Annotated in this window: 17 protein-coding genes; 8 read left to right on the top strand and 9 right to left on the bottom strand. The window is 67.6% G+C overall.

The genetic code is table 11. The annotated features are described in order from the left end of the window. Positions 1-97: 97 nt before the first annotated feature. From DDT93_RS08310 to DDT93_RS08300, 3 genes are all read right to left on the bottom strand, one after another. A complete protein-coding gene (locus tag DDT93_RS08310) occupies positions 98-844 on the bottom strand; it encodes a DsbA family protein (RefSeq protein ID WP_109465335.1) in 747 nt (248 codons plus the stop codon). A 4-nt stretch (positions 845-848) separates the two neighbouring features. After that, the gene (gene rlmN / locus DDT93_RS08305) at positions 849-2,030 is read right to left on the bottom strand and encodes a 23S rRNA (adenine(2503)-C(2))-methyltransferase RlmN (RefSeq protein ID WP_109465334.1); all 1,182 of its coding nucleotides are present in this window, start codon (positions 2,028-2,030) and stop codon (positions 849-851) included. A 125-nt stretch (positions 2,031-2,155) separates the two neighbouring features. Then, the gene (locus DDT93_RS08300) at positions 2,156-2,719 is read right to left on the bottom strand and encodes an invasion associated locus B family protein (protein ID WP_109465333.1); all 564 of its coding nucleotides are present in this window, start codon (positions 2,717-2,719) and stop codon (positions 2,156-2,158) included. A 168-nt stretch (positions 2,720-2,887) separates the two neighbouring features. On the opposite strand from DDT93_RS08300, the gene DDT93_RS08295 reads away from it, so the two are divergent. Further along, positions 2,888-3,892 (top strand): asparaginase, encoded by a 1,005-nt coding sequence (locus tag DDT93_RS08295; protein ID WP_109465332.1) that lies wholly within the window; start codon positions 2,888-2,890, stop codon positions 3,890-3,892. Positions 3,893-3,900: 8 nt separating this feature from the next. Here the strand turns inward: DDT93_RS08295 and DDT93_RS08290 are convergent, their stop codons facing one another. The 5 genes from DDT93_RS08290 to hpaR all read right to left on the bottom strand — a co-directional run bounded on the left by DDT93_RS08290 (position 3,901) and on the right by hpaR (position 6,867). Further along, complete coding sequence (locus tag DDT93_RS08290; protein ID WP_109465786.1) at positions 3,901-4,212, bottom strand: YciI family protein; 312 nt, start codon at positions 4,210-4,212, stop codon at positions 3,901-3,903. A 56-nt stretch (positions 4,213-4,268) separates the two neighbouring features. Beyond that, complete coding sequence (locus DDT93_RS08285) at positions 4,269-4,739, bottom strand: SRPBCC family protein (RefSeq protein ID WP_109465331.1); 471 nt, start codon at positions 4,737-4,739, stop codon at positions 4,269-4,271. Positions 4,740-4,742: 3 nt separating this feature from the next. Beyond that, on the bottom strand, positions 4,743-5,069 hold the full coding sequence (locus tag DDT93_RS08280; protein ID WP_109465330.1) for an ArsR/SmtB family transcription factor: 327 nt from the start codon (positions 5,067-5,069) through the stop codon (positions 4,743-4,745). Positions 5,070-5,174: 105 nt separating this feature from the next. Further along, a complete protein-coding gene (locus DDT93_RS08275) occupies positions 5,175-6,314 on the bottom strand; it encodes a lytic murein transglycosylase (RefSeq protein ID WP_109465329.1) in 1,140 nt (379 codons plus the stop codon). Between the two features lie 121 nt (positions 6,315-6,435). Beyond that, positions 6,436-6,867 carry a homoprotocatechuate degradation operon regulator HpaR gene (gene hpaR / locus DDT93_RS08270; protein WP_109465328.1) on the bottom strand — a complete coding sequence of 144 codons (432 nt, stop codon included), beginning with the start codon at positions 6,865-6,867 and terminating at the stop codon, positions 6,436-6,438. Between the two features lie 118 nt (positions 6,868-6,985). Here hpaR and DDT93_RS08265 point away from each other — a divergent pair, with 118 nt between their 5' ends. The 7 genes from DDT93_RS08265 to DDT93_RS08235 all read left to right on the top strand — a co-directional run bounded on the left by DDT93_RS08265 (position 6,986) and on the right by DDT93_RS08235 (position 13,911). After that, positions 6,986-7,378, top strand: coding sequence for a 5-carboxymethyl-2-hydroxymuconate Delta-isomerase (locus DDT93_RS08265; RefSeq protein ID WP_109465327.1), 393 nt, complete (start codon positions 6,986-6,988; stop codon positions 7,376-7,378). Next, positions 7,375-8,886 (top strand): 5-carboxymethyl-2-hydroxymuconate semialdehyde dehydrogenase, encoded by a 1,512-nt coding sequence (hpaE, locus tag DDT93_RS08260; protein ID WP_109465326.1) that lies wholly within the window; start codon positions 7,375-7,377, stop codon positions 8,884-8,886. Before DDT93_RS08265 ends, hpaE begins: the two co-directional genes overlap by 4 nt. 98 nt (positions 8,887-8,984) lie before the next feature. Next, positions 8,985-9,965: a 3,4-dihydroxyphenylacetate 2,3-dioxygenase gene (gene hpaD / locus DDT93_RS08255; RefSeq protein WP_109465325.1), complete on the top strand. Its 981-nt coding sequence runs from the start codon at positions 8,985-8,987 to the stop codon at positions 9,963-9,965. 106 nt (positions 9,966-10,071) lie between these two features. Then, a complete protein-coding gene (locus DDT93_RS08250) occupies positions 10,072-11,484 on the top strand; it encodes a pyridoxal phosphate-dependent decarboxylase family protein (protein ID WP_109465324.1) in 1,413 nt (470 codons plus the stop codon). After that, on the top strand, positions 11,481-12,341 hold the full coding sequence (locus tag DDT93_RS08245) for a fumarylacetoacetate hydrolase family protein (protein ID WP_109465323.1): 861 nt from the start codon (positions 11,481-11,483) through the stop codon (positions 12,339-12,341). Before DDT93_RS08250 ends, DDT93_RS08245 begins: the two co-directional genes overlap by 4 nt. Next, positions 12,338-13,135, top strand: a complete 798-nt coding sequence (hpaH, locus tag DDT93_RS08240; protein ID WP_109465322.1) for a 2-oxo-hept-4-ene-1,7-dioate hydratase — start codon at positions 12,338-12,340, stop codon at positions 13,133-13,135. The genes DDT93_RS08245 and hpaH overlap by 4 nt, the downstream gene beginning before the upstream one ends. Positions 13,136-13,143: 8 nt before the next feature. Continuing rightward, positions 13,144-13,911 (top strand): aldolase/citrate lyase family protein, encoded by a 768-nt coding sequence (locus DDT93_RS08235; RefSeq protein WP_109465321.1) that lies wholly within the window; start codon positions 13,144-13,146, stop codon positions 13,909-13,911. A 7-nt stretch (positions 13,912-13,918) separates the two neighbouring features. Here DDT93_RS08235 and DDT93_RS08230 read toward each other — a convergent pair whose 3' ends face one another. Next, on the bottom strand, positions 13,919-15,079 hold the full coding sequence (locus DDT93_RS08230; protein WP_109465320.1) for a DUF3095 domain-containing protein: 1,161 nt from the start codon (positions 15,077-15,079) through the stop codon (positions 13,919-13,921). Positions 15,080-15,160 lie beyond the last annotated feature (81 nt).

The raw sequence follows: 15,160 nt of genomic DNA, 5'->3' as shown, positions 1-15,160 counted from the left end.
CCACGGGGTCTTTTCGCGGCAGCAGACGCGGAAATATGGCATTGTTGCCCAAATGGACACGACATGGGGGGTCATCGCCGGTTCCATCCCGCCAATCTCAGCAGATCGGGTCCGAATTCGCCATTTCCTGCTCGATCCCGATCAAATCCAGCAGCGATTGTTTCGACACGTCCCCCATGATCGCGGTGCGCCCGATGACGAGGGAGGGGGTGCCGATGAAGCCGAAGACCGCGGCGATGGCCGCCGACCGGTCCAGCTGGCCGGTCACCGCCTCGCTCTCCATGTCGCTCAGGAACCGCTCCTCGTCGAGGTCGAACCGCTCGGCAAGGCGGCGCAGGGCGGCGGGGCCCGGTGGCAGGTGCGTGCGCATCAGGTAACGATGCAGCGCCTCGTGCCCCGTCTGCTCCGCCGCCGCGAGCGCGGCGCGGGAGGCAACGACGGATCGCGGCCCGAGGATCGGCCATTCATGCCAGCGGATGCGGATGGGCGCCCCCTCGTCGCGCAGACCGATCAGCCGGTCGCTGACCTGTGGGCAGAAGGCGCAGTAATAATCGGTAAAGGCGGCGACGGGAATGGCGCCATCCCCGGCAGCGGGCGCGAAGAGCGCGGGGCAGGGCGCTTCCACCACCGAGGCCCGCAGGGCCATCTCGCGCGGGTCCGCGCGCTCCAGCCCGATCAGGGCAACATTGCCCGAGGCCCGCGCATCCTGCCGCACGGCGCGAAACCGGGGAAGGTTGGCGATGGGTTCGAACTCCCACCGCGCGCCGAACAGGCGCGCGACGCGGGGAAAGGCGGCTGCCGCACTGACCGCCAGCGCGGCGATCAGGAGGTCGCGCCGCCGCACCGGATCAGAGCCCCGCTTCGGCCTCGATCTGACGGCGGGACTTGCGGGCGCGCTCGGTCGCCGACTTCAGCTGACCACAGGCCGCCATGATGTCCTCGCCGCGCGGTGTGCGGATGGGCGAGGCATAGCCGGCCTTGTAGATGATGTCGGCAAAGGCGCGGATGCGGTTGTTGGACGACCGCTGATAGGGCGCGCCGGGCCATTCGTTAAAGGGGATCAGGTTGATCTTGGCCGGGATGCCATTGTCCTTGATCAGCTTGATTAGCCGGTGCGCGTCCTCGTCCGTATCGTTCACACCCTTCAGCATCACGTACTCAAACGTGATCCGCTCCGAGTTCGACACCTTCGGATAGGTCTTGAGCGCCTGCAGCAGCTCTTCGATGTTCCAGCGCTTGTTGATCGGCACGAGGATGTCGCGGGTCTCGTCCGTGGTGGCGTGGAACGAGATCGCCAGTTGGCAGCCGATTTCCTCGGCGGTGCGGGCAATCTCGGGCACCACGCCCGAAGTCGACAGCGTGATGCGACGCCGCGAAAGCTGGATGCCCTCGGCGTCCATCGCGATCTTCATCGCGTCGCGCACGTTCTCGAAGTTGTAGAGCGGCTCGCCCATGCCCATCAGCACGATGTTCGACAGCAGCCGCGTCTCGTCCTTGGGCGCGCCGCGCTCGGGCCATTCGCCAAGGTCGTCGCGCGCCATCATCACCTGCCCGACGATCTCGCCCGCGGTCAGGTTGCGCACCAGCTTCTGCGTGCCGGTGTGGCAGAACGAACAGGTCAGGGTGCACCCCACCTGCGAGGAGACGCAGAGCGTGCCGCGATCTTCCTCGGGGATATAGACCACCTCGACCTCGTGCCCGCCCGCGATGCGGACAAGGTACTTGCGGGTGCCGTCATTGCTGACCTGCCTGGACACCACCTCGGGGATCTCGATCACGAAATGCTCGGCCAGCTTGGCGCGATAGTCCTTGGCAAGGTTCGTCATCGCGTCGAAGTCGCGAACGCCCCACTGGTAGATCCACTGCCAGATCTGGCCGACCCGCATCTTGGCCTGCTTCTCGGGGGTGCCGATTGCCAGCAGGGCCTCGCGCATGGCGGGCCGGGTCAGGCCGACGAGATTCACCAGCCCCTCCGGCAGTTTCCGGGGGATCGTGACAACGTCCTGAGTGATCGGTGCCTTGACAGACATGGCGTACGGGTTCCGAAAAATGGGTAACAGACCGCTCCTATATAGGATTCGGCCCGTGTTTCAAAAGAAACCTTTCCCGGTCGACTTTGTCGCAGCCCTATCCGCAGGCCTGCCGGCGCCGTTCCCTAGCTGGAACAGCGCTTCTCGGCATCCTCGACCGCGGCGGTAAAGCCCAGCAGCGAGAAGGTGTCCTTGGTCTGGGTGCCACGGCTCGACCGGGCGGCCAGCACCGCATCGGTGCCACGTTTCATCGCGGTGATGATCTTGGCATCGTCCGCCGGGGTCGCCGGCCATGCCCAGCCAACCATCTCGCCGGACTTGGCGTCGCGCTGGTTCTCGGTGAACAGCTCGTACTCGGTATCGCCCACGGTCAGGGTCACGGTGGACCCGTCCGCAAAGGGATAACCGCCGGTGAAGGTCACCTGACCGTTCACGCCCGCATTCGGGCGATAGAAGACCATCAGCAGGATATCGCCGCGCTGAACGGCAACAACGCGCCCGTCACGGGTGTTGACGGTTTCCTTCGGAGCCGAAACGCTCCAGCATTCGGTCGGATCCGCCTCCACGAACACGCTCCAGTCGGTCTTGGCGGCGACCCTGTTCGTACTCGCGGATTGTGCGTTTACCGTTGTTGCGGCCATCATGGCCAGACACAGGCCCGCAGTTGCGCGGGCGAGTTTCGATCCCATTCGTCCAGCCTCCAGACTGTCCTTCACCTCAATACCATCGGGCGCCAACGCTTTTGCCAAGCTGTTTTCCAGGCGCGCCTATCGCTTGCCGACATAGACACACTAACGTAATTTGCGCCACGGGCGAAAGGGCGATTGGCAGGAATTCGCCAAGAAGTGAGGTAAGATATGACCGGTGCGGTTCCCATGGTCGAAGTCTGGCGCGGCACGCTGCTGGAGAGCTTTCATCTCGGACATGCGGTGGTCTGCGATGCCTCCGGCCAGATCGTGGCGTCGTGGGGCGACCCGCAGGCGGTGATCTACCCGCGTTCCTCCGCCAAGATGATTCAGGCGCTGCCGCTGCTGAGTTCCGGCGCGGCCGACCGCTACGGCCTGACCAGCGAACAGCTCGCCCTGTCCTGTGCCTCGCACAACGGGGCAAAGATCCATACCGACCGGGTGCAGGCGTGGCTGAGCCAGCTTGGCCTGACCGATGACGATTTCCGCTGCGGTCCGCAGGTGCCGGGCGACGAACCAGCAATGCGCGAACTGCTGTGCTCCGACACCAAGCCCTGCCAGATGCACAACAACTGCTCGGGCAAGCACTCGGGCTTCCTGACCCTCTCGCAGTACATGGGCGCAGGCCCTGAATACGTCGAAATCGACCACCCGGTGCAGCAGGCCTGCCTTGCCGCCTTCGAGGAAACCACCGGCGAAGACAGCCCGACCTACGGCATCGACGGCTGCTCGGCGCCCAACTTCGCCACCACGGTTCACGGCATGGCGCGGTCGATGGCGTGGTTCGCCTCGGCGGGCGACCGGGGGGACCTGCAAAGCCAGGGCGCGGCGCGTCTGGTCGAGGCGATGATGCAGCATCCTGAACTGGTCGCGGGCGAGGGGCGGTCCTGTACCGCGTTGATGCGGGCGATGGGCGGCAAGGCGGCGGTCAAGACCGGCGCCGAAGCGGTGTTCATCGCCATCCTGCCCGAGCGCAAGCTGGGCGTTGCCCTGAAGATCGTCGATGGCGCCACCCGCGCCAGCGAGTGCGCCATCACCGCGCTGCTGGTGGCGATGGGCGTGCTCGACCCGGCCCATCCGGCGGCCCGGGCCTATCTGGATGTGCCCCAACTGAACCGGCGCGGCATCGACACCGGGTCGATCCGCGCCGTCCAGGAATTGCGCCGTCCGATCTGAGGCCGCGCCTACATCTGCACGATACCGGCAATCTCGATGGTGCCGCCACCGCCGGTGACCATCGGGTTTTGCTTGGCGATCTCGCAGGCCGCGGCGAGGTCCTTGGCCTCGACGATGGAATAGCCCGCCGTCGGGTTCGATCCGCCGTTGTCGACGATGCCCTCCGGTGTGACCGTCGTCGACTTGCCCACGGGATGGCCGGGGTCGACAAGGGCGGCGCTGTGGTCGCTCATCCACTTCCGCCAGGCGGCAAGGCCCTCTTCCATGTGCTCGGGGTCGGGTTGTCGCGTGATATGGTAGACGAATAGAAACTGGGACATCTGTTCCTCCTTGGTCGGCGTGCGGCGCGACATGCGCCCCCATGCGCCAATTCCGCTCAGGCGGCTTTCGCCGCGCTCTCGATGTAGCGATCCAGCTGGCGCAGGGTCGACAGCCAGCCCTTGGTGTGGCTCTGCACCGCTTCGACGCTCGGCAACTGCCGGTGGCTCAGCGTGAGCCGCGCACCGGTCATCGTCTTCTCGACGGTAAAGGTCACGTGGCTCTCGACGCCCCGCACATCGCGGTCGTCGTGCCAGGCCCAGGTGAACCCGACCGAGCCTTGCCCGTCGTGCGGCGGACGGACGTGGGTCACCTGCCCCGAGTTCTTGAACAGGTTCCCGCTCTCGCGTCCGATCATCTCGACCACCCAGGGCCCTTCCCGGGTGAAATCCATGTCGCAATGGCGCAGGTAGACCCCTTCGGGGCCAAACCACCTGACCAGTTCGGCAGGGTCGGTCACGGCCTTCCACAGTCGGTCGACCGTCACCGGGTAGTCGCGAATGAAATCGGCGTCATGGGTGTCTTTCATCGTTCAGTCCTCCTCGGGATCCAGCGCAAGCAGGCTGTCCAGCCGGTCGAGGCTCTCGGCCCAGAACGCGCGGTGATCCATGGTCCAGTTCGATATCGCCCGCATCGCCTCAGGGCGGACGGCGTAGTACCGGTGCGTGCCCACCGCCCGCTGCGAGACCAGCCCGGCCTCGCGCAGCACCTTCAGGTGGCGCGAGATCGCAGGGCCAGACATCTCGAAATCGGACACGAGGTCACCGGCAGGCAGTTCACCCTCTCCCATCAGCCGCTCCACCATCCTGAGGCGGGTCGGGTCGGCAAGGGCGGCAAAGGTTTTCGTCAGCTTGATCATACGATCAACTTAGCTGATTCGTTATTTAACGTAAATGTTAAATAACGGGCGAGCAGAACCCCGGGCCAGAAGGCCCGCAAGCCATTCAGACGAAACGAAGAAAGCTCAGCCGCCCAGACGCCGCAGAAGGTCCACCGAGGGCTCGCCGGTCGCCGTCAGCCCGATGCTCCGCTGGTAGGCGGCGATGGCCGACTTCGACTTCGGCCCGATTACCCCGTCCGATCCCTCGGTGTCGAAGCCGCGCGCCGTCAGCCGTTTCTGCAGCTCCTTGCGGTCGTCGATGGTCATGCCGTTGGCGTCCGGTCCAAAGCCGGTCTTCAGCGGCCCGCCCCCGGCGATCCGGTCGGCCAGATGCCCGACCCCCAGCGCATAGCTGTCGGAGTTGTTGTAGCGCTTGATCACCCGGAAGTTCCGGAACACGGCGAACCTCGGCCCCGGCACCTGCGGCTGGATCACCGCCTCCGGCGTCCCCGAAGACGCGGCGGCCGACCCGACCTCGCCGCCCCATGTCTGCCCCCGCGCCCAGCCCGAGGCGCTGAGGTAGGCCGCCGTCGACGCCAGCGAGTCAGTCGGATCCTCCGACCAGATGTCGCGCCGCCCATCGCCGGTGAAATCCACTGCGTAGGCCAGGTAGGTCGTCGGGATGAACTGGGTGTGCCCCATGGCACCCGCCCAGCTGCCGGTCATGTTGCCCGCGCTCACATCGCCGTTCTGAAGGATCTTCAGCGCGGCCATCAGCTGCTTCTCGAAGAACGCTCCCCGCCGCCCGTCATAGGCCAGCGTCGAGGTGGCCGAGATCACCGGCACGTCGCCGCGCCGCTCGCCGTAATAGCTCTCAAGGCCCCAGACCGCGGTGACGACATTCGCGGGCACCCCGTAGCGCGACTCGATGGCGCTCAGGGTCGAGCGATGCCGCGCCAGCGCCGCGCGGCCCTTGCTGACCCGCTCGTCCGAGGCGGCGATGGCCAGGTAGTCCTCCAGCGTGCGGCTGAATTCGGTCTGGTTGCGGTCCTTCTCGACCACCTCGGGCATGTAGCCCGCGCCCTGGAACGCGCGGTCGAGGGTGCTGGCAGAGATCCCGCCGGACGCCGCCCGCGACCGGAACCCACGCACCCAGTCGTCGTAACCCGCGTTGCGCACGACCCGATAGCTCGCGCCGGGAGCGGGCGCCGATACGCCGCCCCCGCACGAGGCCAGCGCGGTTCCCGCCAGCCCAAGGAGAATCGTCCTGCGTGAAATGCCCATGATGCCTGTCCCTGCTGCCTTGCCCGGTTTCTTTGGCACAACTCTAGCGCAACCGCAGGCAGGGACAACGCCCGCCGCACTCTCTGCGCGCCGCCGGCAGCAGCCCGCCGGAGGCGGCGGGTCAGCCCTGTTCGTCGAGTTCGTTCAGCAGGTCCAGCAGCAGGTCGTAACGGTCGCGCCCCATGCGGGTGCGAACCCCTTCCAGCGCCTGCAGGTTGGCCTCGAGGTTGGCGTCGATCATCTGCACGCCGATCGGCGTGATCTTGACGATCTGCCGCCGCCGGTCCGCCTTGTCGGGCTTGCGCTGAATCAGTTTCTTCTCTTCCAGCCGCTGCAGGATCCGGGTCAGGCTCGGCAGCAGCAGGCAGGCGAGATCCGAGATCCGGGTGGGCTCCATCGGCCCCTCCTCCTCGAGAACGCGCAACACGCGCCATTGCTGTTCGGTGAGCCCGACGTCGGCCAGCATGCCCCGAATGGGCGACATGACCTTCTCCCGCGCCCTCAGCAGAGCGATGGGAAGGGACCTGGCTGTGGATGTGGATCGCTTGGTCATGGATCAGTTTTTGCCGAAGTCAGGGTTTTGTGCAATCTTTTTGCATAGCGGATCTGTTGACAGTGCATAAGTACCACTAGTAAACACGTTAAGTAGTTTTGGAAAGAGGGGATTCGCCGTGCCACACATTGTCGTGGACTACTCGGCAAACATGGAGGATCGCGTGGACATGGCCGCCTTCTGCGACGTGCTGCGCCGGGCCGCCATCGAGACCGGAGTGCTGCCGCTGGCAGGGGTCCGGGTGCGGGCGTTCCGGGCCGATCACGTCTCCATCGCCGACGGCGACCCGGCCCACGGCTACATCGACATCTCGCTGCGCCTGCGCGGCGGCCGCGAACTTGCCACCCGCAAGGCCGCGACGGCCCATGTCTTCGCCGCCGCCGAGGCCTTCCTCGCCCCGGCCATGGCCCGCCACTCCATCGCCCTCTCCTTCGAGATGCGCGACATCGACCCCGACCTCTCGCCCAAGACAGGCACCATCCGCGACCATCTGAAAGGCCGACCCGAATGAGCGACCTCCAGTCCAACCTCGACAAACTGTCCGGCTACCTCGAACGGTTCCGCCGTGACGGCGTGCTGAACCACATCGCCGGCGAGGCCCGCCCGGCGCTCTCCGGCGCCACCTTCGACAACGCCACCCCGGTGGACGAAAGCCACATCTGCAAGGTGGCGCGCAGCGATGCGGCCGATATCGACGCCGCCGCCCGCGCCGCGAAACAGGCTTTCCCGGCATGGGCCGCGATGGACGGCAAGGAGCGCAAGAAGATCCTGCACCGGGTCGCTGACCTGATCGTCGAACGCGCCGAGGAAATCGCCCTCTGCGAATGCTGGGACACCGGGCAGGCGCTGCGCTTCATGTCCAAGGCCGCGCTGCGCGGGGCCGAGAACTTCCGCTTCTTTGCCGACCGCGCCCCGGCCGCGCGCGACGGCCAGATGCTGCCCTCGCCCACGCTGATGAACGTCACCACCCGCGTGCCGATCGGCCCGGTCGGGGTGATCACCCCCTGGAACACGCCCTTCATGCTCTCCACCTGGAAGATCGCCCCGGCGCTGGCGGCGGGCTGCACGGTGGTCCACAAACCGGCGGAATTCTCCCCGCTCACCGCCCGCCTGCTGGTCGAAATCGCCGAAGAGGCGGGCCTGCCCAAGGGGGTCTGGAACCTCGTGAACGGCTTTGGCGAAGACGCCGGGCGTGCGCTGACCGAACACCCCGACATCAAGGCCATCGCATTCGTCGGCGAATCCCGCACCGGCTCGATGATCATGAAACAGGGGGCGGACACCCTGAAACGGGTCCACTTCGAACTCGGCGGCAAGAACCCCGTCGTGGTCTTCGACGACGCCGACCTCGACCGCGCCCTCGATGCGGCGATCTTCATGATCTACTCGCTGAACGGCGAGCGCTGCACCTCGTCCTCGCGCCTGCTGGTGCAGTCGACCGTGGCGGACCAATTCCTCGAGAAGCTCACCGCCCGGGTCAACAGCATCCGGGTCGGCCACCCGCTCGACCCGAAAACCGAGGTCGGGCCGCTGATCCACAAGACCCACTTCGACAAGGTCTGCAGCTACTTCGACACCGCGCGCGAGAACGGGGCGACCATCGCCGCGGGCGGCGCCCGGATCGGTGACACCGGCTGGTTCGTTGCACCGACCCTGTTCACCGGCGCCAGCAACGACATGACCATCGCGCAGGAGGAAATCTTCGGCCCGGTCCTCACCGCCATCACCTTCGACACCGAGGAACAGGCGCTCGCCATCGCCAACGACATCCCCTACGGGCTCACCGGCTATGTCTGGACCAGCGACCTGACCCGCGCCCTGCGCTTCACCAACGCGCTCGAGGCGGGGATGATCTGGGTGAACTCCGAAAACGTCCGCCACCTGCCGACCCCCTTCGGCGGGGTCAAGGCCTCTGGCATCGGGCGAGACGGCGGCGACTGGTCCTTCGAATTCTACATGGAAACCAAACACATCGGCTTTGCCACCGGGCAACACCCGATCCCGCGCCTCGGCGCCTGACCCTTCTTTGGGGTCCAAATATCCCGGGGGGTCCGGGGGGCTGGCCCCCCGCGGCGCCCCGCCCGCACAACGCGCAGCGTCCTGAGAGGAGCAGACACATGCCCGTACCCGCACCGAACCTCTACCCGCCCTTCAACATCGTCCGCCTCTCGCACGTGGAACTGGTCGTGACCGACCTCGCGAAATCGCGCGCCTTCTACGTCGACACGCTCGGCCTGCAGGTCACCGACGAGGACAGCGAGGCGATATACCTCCGCGCGATGGAAGAGCGCGGGCATCACTGCATCGTGCTGCGCAAGGGCGACACCCCCTGCGCCCGCGACCTCGGCTTCAAGCTCTTCGACGAGGACAGCCTCGACAAGGCCGAGCACTTCTTCCGCGGCAAGGGCCTGCCGGTGGACTGGGTCGAACGCCCCTACCAGTCGCGCACCTTCCGCACCCGCGACCCCCACGGCGTGCCGCTGGAGTTCTACGTCCGCATGGACCGCCTGCCGCCGATCCACCAGAAATACAGTCTCTACAAGGGCGTCAAGCCGCTCCGCATCGACCACTTCAACTGCTTTTCGCCCAACGTGGACGAGAGCGTCGCCTTCTACAACGAACTGGGCTTCCGGGTCACCGAGTACACCGAGGACGAGGAAACCGGCCACCTCTGGGCCGCATGGACCCACCGCAAGGGCGGCGTGCACGACATGGCCTTCACCAACGGTTTCGGCCCGCGCCTGCACCACACCGCCTTCTGGGTGCCGACGCCGCTCAACATCATCGACCTGCTCGACCTGATGGCGACGACCGGTTGGGTCGCCAACATCGAGCGCGGCCCCGGGCGGCACGGCATCTCGAACGCCTTCTTCCTCTACGTGCGCGACCCCGACGGGCACCGGATCGAGATCTACTGCTCGGACTACCAGACCGTCGATCCGGATCTGGAGCCGATCCGGTGGGACCTGAAGGACCCGCAGCGCCAGACCCTCTGGGGCGCCCCGGCACCGCGGTCGTGGTTCGAGGAGGGCAGCCTGTTCGAGGGGGCAGAACCGAAGCCCTCGCTGATGAAGGCCCAGCCGATCATCGCCCCCTGAGCGGGAAGGGGGCGCTGCCCCCTCTTGGCCCCGCCGGGGCCAATTCACCCCCGGGATACTTGAGAACCCAAAGAAGGAGGGGCCGCGGCCCCCGCACGAGGTAGAGATGAAGTGGTCTGAATTCGGGGACTGGGGCGCGCGGGTCGCGGGCTGGGCCGAGGAGTATCACCGCACCGTGGGCGAGCGCCCGGTGCGCGCGCGGACCCGTCCGGGCGAGGTGCTGGAGGCGCTGCCGGTGGCGCCCCCGGAGGGGCCCGAGGCGCTGGAACGGGTGTTCGAGGATTTCGAGACCATCGTCATGCCCGGCATCACCCATTGGCAGCATCCGCGCTTCTTTGCCTATTTCGCCTCCAACGCCGCGCCCGCCTCGGTGCTGGCCGAGTTCCTGGCCTCCGCCCTCGCGCCGCAGTGCATGCTCTGGCAGACCTCGCCGGCCGCGACCGAGATGGAGACCCGGATGATGGGCTGGCTGCGCCAGGCCATCGGCCTGCCGGAGGAATTCCGGGGGGTGATCCAGGACAGCGCCTCCTCGGCCACCCTGGCCGCCGTACTGACCATGCGGGAGAAGGCTCTGAACTGGCAGGGCAACACGCACGGCCTGGCGCAGAATCCTCGGCTCAGGGTCTATTCCTCCTCCGAGGTGCATACCTCGATCGACCGGGCGATCTGGGTCTCGGGCATCGGGTCGGACAACCTCGTGCGGGTGCCGATCACCGGCGACTGGCGCGGCATGGACCCGGTGGCGCTGGAAGCGGCGATCGAGGCCGACCTTGCCGCCGGGCTGGTGCCCGCGGGCGTCATCCTCTGCGTCGGGGCCACCGGCACAGGGGCGACGGACCCGGTCGCAGCCTGCCTCGCGGTGGCGCGCAAGTACGGGCTCTACAGCCATGTCGACGCGGCCTGGTCCGGCTCGGCGATGATCTGCCCCGAATACCGGCACTACTGGGAGGGGGTGGAGGACGCCGACAGCATCGTCTTCAACCCGCACAAGTGGCTGGGGGTGCAGTTCGACTGCTCGGCTCATTTCCTGAAGGATCCGGACGACCTGGTGAAGACGCTGGCGATCCAGCCGGAGTACCTCAAGACCCACGGCGCCGACGGGATCATCAACTACTCGGAATGGTCGGTGCCGCTGGGCCGCCGCTTCCGCGCGCTCAAGATCTGGTTCGTGCTGCGCGCCTACGGGATGGAGGGGCTGCGGCAGCGGTTGCGGAACCACATCGACTGGGCCGGAAAACTGCACGAAAAGCTTCGCGCAGAGCCTGATTTCGAGATCGTGACCGCGCCGATGTGGTCGCTCTTCACCTTCCGTTATGCGCCCGGGGGCGCGGCGGACCCGGACGCGCTGAACCTCGCGCTGGTCAACGCGATCAACGACGACGGGCGCATCTACCTGACCCAGACCCGGGTGGACGGGGCGCTGGTGATCCGGTTCCAGGCCGGGCAGTTCGACACCACCGAAGAGGATGTGATGATGGCCCACGAGGTGATCACCGAAATCGCGAGGAGCCTGACATGAGCCGTTTCGCCACAGTCACCGCCGGGGCCGAGACCCTCTACGGCGCCGTCACCGATGCGGGCTTCGTCGCCCTGTCGCCCGAGTTCCCGGAGTGGCCGACGCTGCGCGAGGTGATCGCGGCCGATGGTCTGCACGCGCTGGCCAGGGCCGCGCAGGGGCGCGCGGCGACCCATCCCCACGGCGATTTCACCTACCGCATCCCGGTGCCCTCGCCCGAGAAGATCATCTGCGTGGGCGTGAACTTTCCCGACCGCAACGCCGAGTACAAGGACGGGCAGGAGGCGCCGCCCAACATGTCGCTCTTCATCCGCTTTCCCGGCAGCTTCACCGGCGAGGGCCAGCCGCTGATCCGTCCGCCGGAGACGCCGCAGCTGGACTACGAGGGCGAGATCGCCGTGGTGATCGGCAAGGGCGGCCGGCGGATCGCGCAGGCCGATGCCTATGACCACATCGCCGCACTCACGCTCTGCAACGAGGGCACGCTGCGCGACTGGGTGCGCCATGCCAAGTTCAACGTGACCCAGGGCAAGAACTGGGACAGCTCGGGGGCGATGGGCCCCTGGCTGGTTCCCTTCACCGCCGCGGCGCAGTTGGATGACGTGCGGCTGACCACCAAGGTCAACGGCGAGCTGCGCCAGGACGACCGGACCAGCCGGATGCTGTTCCCGATCCGGCGCCAGATCGAATACATCTCGACCTTCACCACGCTGAAGCCCGGTGACATCATCGTCACCGGCACCCCGACCGGCGCGGGCGCCCGTTTCGACCCGCCGCGCTTCCTTGTGCCCGGCGATGTCATCGAGGTCGAGGCCGAGGGGATCGGCACCCTGACGAACACCGTGGAGGACGAGGGATGACCCCCGAGGAGGTCGCCGAAGCGGCCGAGGCACTCTACGCCGCCGAACATCTGAACCGGCAGACCGGGCTGCTCTCGCTGCGCTATCCCGGCATGACGATGGACGACGCCTATGCCGTGCAGGCGGCCTTCGTCGCGCGGAAGCTGGCGCAGGGCCGCAGGCGGATCGGCTGGAAGATCGGCCTGACCAGCCGGGCCATGCAGGACGCGCTGGGCATCGACACCCCGGACAGCGGCGTGCTGCTCGACGACATGGCCTTTGCCAGCGGCGGGCGGATCCCCAAGGGGCGCTTCATCCAGCCCCGGGTCGAGGCCGAGATCGCCTTCGTGATGAAGGCGCCGCTCTCCGGGGCCGAAACCCGCGACGACATCCTCGCGGTGACCGACCACGTGGCGCCCTCGCTCGAAATCCTCGACACCCGGATCCTGCGGGCCGACCCGGAGACGGGCAAGGCGCGGATCATCACCGACACGATCTCGGACAATGCCGCCAACGCGGGCGTGGTGCTGGGCGCCGAGCGCCACGCGCCGGACGCCTTCGACCTGCGCTGGGCCGGGGCCATCGTGACCCGCAACGGAGTGGTCGAGGAGACCGGGCTGGGCGCCGGGGTGCTGAACGACCCGGCGACCTCGGTCCTCTGGCTCGCGCGGCGGATGGCGCAGTATGGTCAGCGGATCGAAGCGGGTGATATCGTGCTCTCGGGGTCGTTCATCCGCCCCATCGAAGCGCCCTCCGGCGCGGCGATCCACGCCGATTTCGGGCCCTTCGGCTCGGTCGGCATCACTTTCGACTGAGGACTGAAATGGCCGCTCCTATCAATACCTTCAAACAGCGCCTGCTGGCGGGCGAAACCCTGATCGGCTGCTGGCTCGCGACCGGCGAGGATTACGTTGCCGAGATTATGGGAACGGCCGGGTTCGACTGGCTGGTGATCGACGGCGAGCACAGCCCGAACGACCTGCGTTCGATCCGGGCGCAGCTGACGGCATTGGCGGCGAGCGGGTCCGAGCCGGTGGTGCGGGTGCCGCTGGGCGAGACATGGATGATCAAGCAGGTCCTCGACGTGGGTGCGCGCACCGTGCTGGTGCCGATGGTCGAGACCGCGGAACAGGCGCGCCAGCTGGTCCGCGACTGCCGCTATCCGCCAGAGGGCGTCCGGGGCGTCGGCTCGGCCCTCGGGCGGGCGACCATGTTCAACTCGGTCAAGGACTACGTGGCCACCGCCAACGCGCAGATCTGCCTGCTGGTGCAGGTGGAGAGCCGAAACGGGCTGGAGCATCTCGACGAGATCCTCGCGGTCGAAGGGGTCGACGGTGTGTTCATCGGCCCGGCGGACCTCGCGACCGACATGGGCCACGCGGGCAACTCCGAGGCCGCCGAGGTCAAGGCGGCGATCCACGGTGCGATCACCCGCATCGCGGCGGCAGGCAAGGCCCCGGGCATCCTCGCGATGGCAGAGGCGCCGATCCAGCGGCACATCGACAGCGGCGCGCGCTTCGTGGCCGTCGGGGCGGACGTGGTCCTGCTCTCCACCGCGGCGCGGCAGCTGGCGGCCCGCTGGAAGGGCTAGGGTCTGCTCAGGCGGTGGCCGCGCGCTTGATCTGCGCGGCCGCCTGCGTGTACCCGCCCGAGGCTCCGTCGATGAAGTGGACGTGGTTGCCCTGTCGCGGCGAGGGCACGATGCAGGTCATCATGGCCTCTTCCTGCTGGAACAGGCCGAACTCGACGATGCCGTCCGCCTGCGCCTGTTCAAGGACGCCCCGCAGGTCCTCCACCGTGGCCGGGTCCACGTCGAGCGTCATCTTCAGGCCATCGTCGAACTTGCGGAAATCGGCGTTGCGGGCCACCGCGCGCCGGTACTCGGCAGGGTCAAAGCCGCCGACCGGCAGGCCGGTGCGCAAAAAGAACCAGGCAACCAGGGTCTCGGCAAGCAACTGAAGGCGGCGCTTCCACGCCGGAACCGATCCGCGAGAGGCCAGCACCTCAAGCCCCAGCCCCGAGGGCGGCCAGCCGACCTCGGCCCCGGCTGCGGGAAGGGGGTGCCCGTCGCGGTCGATGCGGTGGGCGATGGCCAGTACCTTCTCGGTGACGCGGGCGAAGGCGGTGCTGCCCGCGCCGGGGGCGGGCCGGATCACCGCAGAGAGGATCACCCCGTTGCGCGCCCGTATCTGCGCCCAGCGGCAGCTGAGGCCGCTCAGGTCGGGCAGCTGGCCCGGCGGGGCGGCAGGGACGGCAAAGTCGCCCGCCTTCATCCGTGCCTCGGCCCAGGACAGGCCGCCGCCGGCGAACATGGCATAATCGACGTCCGCCGAGGCCGAATAACGCGCGACCAGCACGTCGCGTCCCGCCGCGCGGATGGTCGAAACCGGCACCTGCGCGACGCGCAGCTCCAGCCCGCATTCGGCGCGCGTCCAGGCCTGCACGGCGGCCAGCGCCTCGGCCGAGCGGGCGGCATCGTCCGGCCCCACGGCAAAGGCAGCGCCGTCGCCGCCGAAGATGAAGGGAAAGTCACGCCCGCCCATCAGGTTGATCTGGGCCGAGATCACCGCCGCCCCGGCCATGTTGACCTTCTTGTACTGCCCCTCGGCGATGGCCCGGGTCGAGCCCACGATATCGGCGCAGCCAATCACCCAGTCATCGGGCAGCGGCGTATAGCTGCCGGGGTCCGCCAGCGTGCCAAAGGTCGCGAGACGGGGCAGGGCATCGTAGAAATCGGTCGCGGTCACCAGACTGTCCATGTCGCATCCTATCACCGGCCCCGCGGCTTTGAGAACACATCCCCGTCAGGCCCGCCCGCGCCCGAGAGCCGCACCCCGCGC

The organism is Albibacillus kandeliae (genome assembly GCF_003116585.1).
Lineage (GTDB): Bacteria > Pseudomonadota > Alphaproteobacteria > Rhodobacterales > Rhodobacteraceae > Albibacillus > Albibacillus kandeliae.
This window is presented reverse-complemented; position numbering and strand designations above follow the sequence as displayed.